The organism is Abditibacteriota bacterium (assembly GCA_017552965.1).
Taxonomy (GTDB): domain Bacteria; phylum Armatimonadota; class UBA5829; order UBA5829; family UBA5829; genus RGIG7931.
In genome coordinates this window covers 1-6082 of sequence record JAFZNQ010000124.1, presented here as the reverse complement: position 1 = coordinate 6082, position 6082 = coordinate 1, and the positions used below count along the sequence as shown (strand labels likewise).

General features: G+C 58.8%; 5 protein-coding genes. All 5 read left to right on the top strand.

Features of this window, described 5'->3' with window-relative positions; translation table 11 throughout:
* Nucleotides 1-388 (top strand): flavodoxin (locus tag IK083_10395; GenBank protein ID MBR4749963.1); only part of this gene is annotated, 388 nt, incomplete at its 5' end.
* A gap of 22 nt (nt 389-410) precedes the next feature.
* Nucleotides 411-1574 carry an iron-containing alcohol dehydrogenase gene (locus IK083_10390; GenBank protein ID MBR4749962.1) on the top strand — a complete coding sequence of 388 codons (1164 nt, stop codon included), beginning with the start codon at nt 411-413 and terminating at the stop codon, nt 1572-1574.
* A 191-nt stretch (nt 1575-1765) separates the two neighbouring features.
* On the top strand, nt 1766-3532 hold the full coding sequence (locus IK083_10385) for a hypothetical protein (protein ID MBR4749961.1): 1767 nt from the start codon (nt 1766-1768) through the stop codon (nt 3530-3532).
* Between the two features lie 17 nt (nt 3533-3549).
* Entirely contained in the window at nt 3550-4887 is a 1338-nt protein-coding gene (locus IK083_10380) for a TldD/PmbA family protein (protein MBR4749960.1), read from the top strand.
* A gap of 11 nt (nt 4888-4898) precedes the next feature.
* Nucleotides 4899-6082, top strand: a 1184-nt coding sequence (locus IK083_10375; protein MBR4749959.1) for a hypothetical protein, incomplete at its 3' end; no start/stop codon positions are given.

Below are 6082 nucleotides of genomic sequence, written 5' to 3'. Positions count from 1 at the left end.
CCTGTTTGAGGTGGACACCGTCAAGCCTTATTCCGAGGATTATATGATCTGTATCGAGGAGGCGAAGGCGGAGCTCCGAAATAACGGCAGGCCGGAGCTGAAAAAAATGCTCTCCGACATTTCGGAGTATGACAACGTATTTGTCTGCGGCCCCTGCTGGTGGGGGACTTATCCCTGCGCCGTTTTTACCCAGCTTGAAGCTCTGGATTTTTCGGGCAAGAACGTTTTTCCTCTCATGACACACGAAGGCAGCGGGCTGGCCGGAGCGCCGGCCGCCCTCAGAAAATACTGCAATGGCGCAGAGGTGGGCCGGGGGCTCGCCGTCAAAGGCTCGGAGGCTTCCCGCAGTGAAAAGGAAGTGGCCTCCTGGGCCGCATCGCTGGTATGACAAACAAAGAAGGAGATAAACTATGCAGAATTTTGATTATCAAACACCTACCAGGCTTATTTTCGGACAGGGAGTTATCGACAAGCTTCCGGAGGTAATGAGCCGATTCGGAAAAAGAGTGCTTCTCACCTACGGCGGCGGCAGCATCAAAAGACTTGGCCTTTATGACAAGGTCAAAGACCTTCTTTCGGACCTTGAGATCACCGAGCTTGCCGGAATAGAGCCCAACCCCAAATACGATCCCAGCGTCCTTGAGGGCGTCCGTCTCTGCAAGGAAAACGGCATAGACGTGATCCTTTCCGTGGGCGGCGGCAGCGTGCTGGACTGCTCCAAAGCCATAGCCGCCGGGGCAAAATACGACGGCGACCCCTGGGACCTCATTACCCGGAAGGCCTTTGCCAAGGATGCTCTGCCCATAGTGGACATACTCACCCTGGCCGCCACGGGCAGCGAATACGACCCCGGCGCAGTGATATCCAGGACCGAGACCAACGACAAGATCGGGTATATGGACCCCCACCTCTACCCCGCGGTATCCTTTCTCGATCCCGAATACACATTTACGGTGTCCAAAAAACAGACTGCGGCGGGCTGCGCCGACGCCATGAACCACATCATGGAGCAATACTTCGTCGCAGATTCCACCCTGCTGAACGACGGCTTTATGGAGGCCGCTCTGAAGAGCCTGATGATCAACACCCGCAAGTGTCTTGAAAATCCATCCGATTATACGGCCAGGGCCGAGATGATGCTCTGCTGCACCTACGGCTGCAACATGATATACTCTCTGGGCAACAGCTACTCCGGCTGGCCCTGCCACGGCATCGAGCACGCCCTTTCCGCCTATTACGACATCACCCACGGCGAGGGACTGGCTATCATCACGCCGAGGTGGATGAAGCATATCCTCAGCGAAAAGACCGTGGACAGATTCGTCAAATACGGACAGAACGTATTCGGCATAGACGCCGGTCAGGACAAGTTTGAGATCGCCCGGCAGGCAATAGACGCCACCTATGATTTCTTTGAGTCCATAGGCATCCCTATGAGCCTCGGGGGCGTAGGCATCGACGGAAGCCGTATCGGCGAAATGGCGCATCATATAGCCGTCAACGAAGGTCTCGACAAAGCGTGGGCGCCCCTCGGCGAAGACGACCTTGTAAAGATCCTTACCGACTCGCTCTGACGCTGCATAACGCCACGGGGGCATGACGGCTAAATAAGTCCGGAATAAGAACGTCTGGCGGATAGTGCCCATTTGCGGGGCACAGCGTAAATGTGTTGTGCCCCTTTCATGCAAAAACGAAGCGGCTCTTCTTGCAGAAAAACTCCTCAGATGCTATACTTATATTAAATATACTCAACGCGGAAAAAGCAATGAACAACACTATTCTCACCCTTTTTATTCTCGCCTGCGCCGCTCTTGCCGTCTTTGCCGGCGAAGCCAGCGCCAAGGATTACAACGTGCTGGACTACGGCGCCAAAGGCGACAACCTGACCGACTGCACCGCCGCCATCCAGAAGGCCATCGACGAATGCTATGACCACCGGGGCGGCAACGTGGTGTTCCCCACCGGCGAATACGTATGCCGGGGCTCTCTGGAGGTGAAGGACGGAGTGATGCTCAAGGGCACCTACGTGGCCCCTCCCACCAACGACCTGTCCAACAAGCCCGACGCCGCCGGCAATATGAAGGGCTCTGTCATCGCCGCCTACGCCGGCAAGAACGACCCGGACGGAACAGCCTTTATCACCCTGACGGGCAACAATTCCGGGGTGCAGGGGCTCATCATCCACTATCCGGAATGGAGCCAGAAGACCGTGCCTCCCATTCCCTACTCCCCATGTATAGCCGGCTATGAAGGCAGCAATCACTCTGTCATCAACTGCAACCTTCTCAATCCTTACGTAGGCATCCTCTTCAGAGGTCCCGACCGGATGACCATCTCGGGGGTTTACGGCTATCCTATCAAGACGGGCATCGTGATAGACCAGTGCTACGATATATGCCGCATAGAGAACTGCCATTTCTGGCCCTTCAACGTGACCTACACCGCCGACGACCCCTACTGCAAATGGATCAACCTCAACGGCACCGCCTTTGAGTTTGCCCGCACGGACTGGCAATACTGCTCCAACTGCTTCTGCTTCGGCTACGGGGCGGGCTACCGCTTCACCAACCGGGGCTCGGGCGCCTGCAACGGCAACTTCTCCGGCATAGGCGCCGACAGCTGCACCAATTCGGTGCTCATAGAGCAGATACAGCCCATGGGTCTGGCCATCACCAACGGCGAATTCGTGGGCCGGTGGAACTCCGCAGACGCCTGCCCCGTGGACATCCGGGGAGGAGTCACAGGCAAGGTGAGCCTCATGAACTGCGCCTTCTGGGGCCCCATCAACACCTGCGTCCGCAGCGATTCCGACGGAGCGCGGCTGTCGGTCATAGGCTGCACCTTTGAGAGCTGGGACGCCCTGGGCACCAGCGCGGCGGCCATTACCCTGAACAAGGGCATCGGCATAATAAACGGCAACACCTTTGCCGAGAAGCCCACCCACATAGAGATAGGCGCGGGAGCCGGCGCCGCCGTCATCACCGCCAACTGGTCGCCCAATCCCCTCACGGTCAAAAACGGCATAGGTGACAGCTGCGAGATCAGCGCCAATATCCCCAAGCCCCGGAAATTGAAAGACGAGGATTTTAAGAACTATTCCCTGAAGCTCAACGGGGTCAACGACGAGAGCTTCGTGGACGGCTTCATTTATTCCGAGCCCACCAACGGGGGCATGCGCTGGTCCAGCTCCGGAGCAAACCTGGAGCTCAGAGGGACCCCCGGCGCCGACTACACGGTGACCTTTAACATCATGTCGGACTCCAACGCCCTTATGGAGGGCGCCGGCATATACGTGGACGGCAAAAATCTGATGCCCATCACACAGGCAGGCATGCTCACCCTCTCAAACAAGGTGACCATGCCCTCAAGCGGCAGGATAAAGTTTGACGTGAAGGTAAAGAACTGGTCTCCCAACGCTCTGAACCCGGCCGAGCCGGACAAGCGTATTCTGGGAGTGGGGATCATGGAGGTCCGCATGATCAGCGACCCGGGCGCCCCCGTGTTCAACCTGAACAGCATGAAAAACGAATGATCAACGGAGAATGCAATATGTATAGATTTCCGGACGGTCTGTATACCGACGTGCGGACAGAAGACTCTGCGCACATCACGGTAGCGGTCATGAACGGCGAGGTCCGCACGGACACTCAGCTCTCCCGAAAGGGAGCCTTTATCAGAGTATGGGACGGAGTCCTGTGGTACACCTGCTCCACGGACATGCCCGAGAACATCCAGCAGGAGATAGACCGGCTGGCGGGGCTGGCCAAAAACCGGCTGCCCGCCGGGGGCGACGCCTACGTCAGGGCCCTGGAGGTCCACCGGGACAAGGCCATGGCCTACCGGGGCGACAAGAGCCTGCGCCTGGTGGAGCCCCGGGCGGTGCGGGACCTGGTGGAGCATTACCGGCAGGCCTGCTTTACCCGGGACGTGCCCGAGCTGAAGCAGTACCAAATATCCTGCGCGGTGAACGCAGTCTCAAAGCGCTTTGTCTCCAGCCTGGGCAGCGACATAGAGACCGACACCCAGAGGTGCCGGCTGAACGCCTCTTGCCAGCTGGTGATAAAGGGCTGGCCCGTGGGGGCCTACAAGGGCTTTCAGAAGGCTTCTTTTGAAGAGCTGTCCGGCCACGAGCAGGAAATACTCAGCGAGATAGACCGCTACATAGACTACGGCAACAACGCCGTGGACGCGGAGCCCGGGGAATACGTCACCATCCTGGCACCGGTGGTCACGGCCATGTTTACCCACGAGAGCTTTGGCCACAAGAGCGAGTCCGACTTCATGCTCAACGACAAGACACTCCGGGAAGAATGGGTCATGGGCAAGCAGGTAGGCGCCCCGGGAGTATCCATTGTGGATATGGGGGACATGCCCAACAACGGCCGGCTCATCTACGACGACGAAGGCACCCTGACCCGGAAGACCTATCTCATCAAAGACGGAGTCCTCACGGGCCGGCTCCACGACGTCAGGTCCGCCGTCACCCTGGGAGAAGAGCCTACGGGCAACTCCCGGGCCCAGGACTACACCTGCCCGCCCATAGTGCGCATGACCAACACCTACATGGAGCCGGGGACGGCTTCTCCGGAGGACCTGATAAAGAGCACCGCGGACGGGGTATACGTCTACGCCGTGTCCTACGGCACCGGCTCCTCCCTCTTTACCCTGAAGCCCACCCTGTGCTACCGCATACGGGACGGCAGGCTGGCGGAGCCCCTGCGGACCAACGTGGTCACGGGCAGCGTGTTCAAGACCCTGTTTGACATAGACGGCATAGGCAACGATTTTGAGCTCTTTGACACCTACACCTGCGGCAAGAACGGCCAGAGCGTGCCCGTATCCGCAGGCGGGCCCACCATCAGGGTCAAGGCCCTGAACATCAATTAGGAGGCGGAAATATGCAGCAAAAATACTCATCCAGGAGCATCTCCTGCGAGGTGGAATACGAAGAAAACAAGATCAAGAGCTTTTCTTCCTCCGACTCCAACGTGTCTTCCTACCGCATATACGACAACGGGGAGGCCCGTATACACTATCAGACCGGCGTGGTGCCGGACGCCGAAGGCTTCCGGCTGGCTGCCCTGAAGCAGAGCAGGCCCTGGCCCTTTGAGCCCACCGCCTTCAGGGGCAGCAGAGACCTCACCGAAGAGGAAATGCCCGACCAGGAGCTGCTGGAAGAAGCCGGCGCCCTGATACAGACCCTCACCGAGCGCTACCCCGAATTCATCTTTTCCGGAGGCGTCAGCAAGTCGGTCAGCGAGATCCGGTGGACCGGCGAAAACGGCATGGACCTCTTTTGCAGGGACACGGTGATCTACGCCGGCATAGGGATAAAGCACGTGGATTCCCGGGACATCCACGACGGGTGGTTCAGCCTGCCCCAAAGGACCTGGTCCCGGCAGGCGGTGCTGGATATGGCGGAGGCCTATCTGGGCTCCTACGGCGTTCCCTGCGACCTGCCCGACGAGGTGATAATACAGGGAGACATAGGCTTTTCCGGATTCCTGGCCGGCTGCCTCAACGCCGAGAGCCTGGGGCTGGGGGTGAGCCTGCTCACAGACAAGGTGGGCAAGGAGGCCTTTTCGCCCCTGGTGACGGCAGTGAGCGACTACACAGGCAGGGAAGACTATATGAACCCCTTCTGGGACGGCGAAGGCTTTATGGACGAGGGCTATAGGCGCACCTTTATAGACCGGGGCGTCGTGCTCTACGGAGCAGCCGACAGAAAGACCGCCCAAAAATACGGCGTGCCCCACACCAACGGAGCCAACCACAGCTACGCCGACCTGCCCACCCCGGGCAGGCTGCGCCTCTCCTTTGAGTCCTCCGGCAAGACGGTCAGGGAGCTGCTCTCCGGAAGGCCGGCGGTGATACCCATCATGTCCAGCGGAGGCGGCTACAACGAAAAGGGCGACTACGCCATGCCCGTTCAGAACGCCCTGCTCTCCGACGGGGAGAAAATACTGGGGCGCCTGCCCTCCTTTACCATATCGGGCAATCTGTTCGACTTTTACGGCGGGGACTTCATAGGCTCTCCCTGCGACAAGCCCATCACCCAAAAGAGAACGCCTCTCATCAGGGT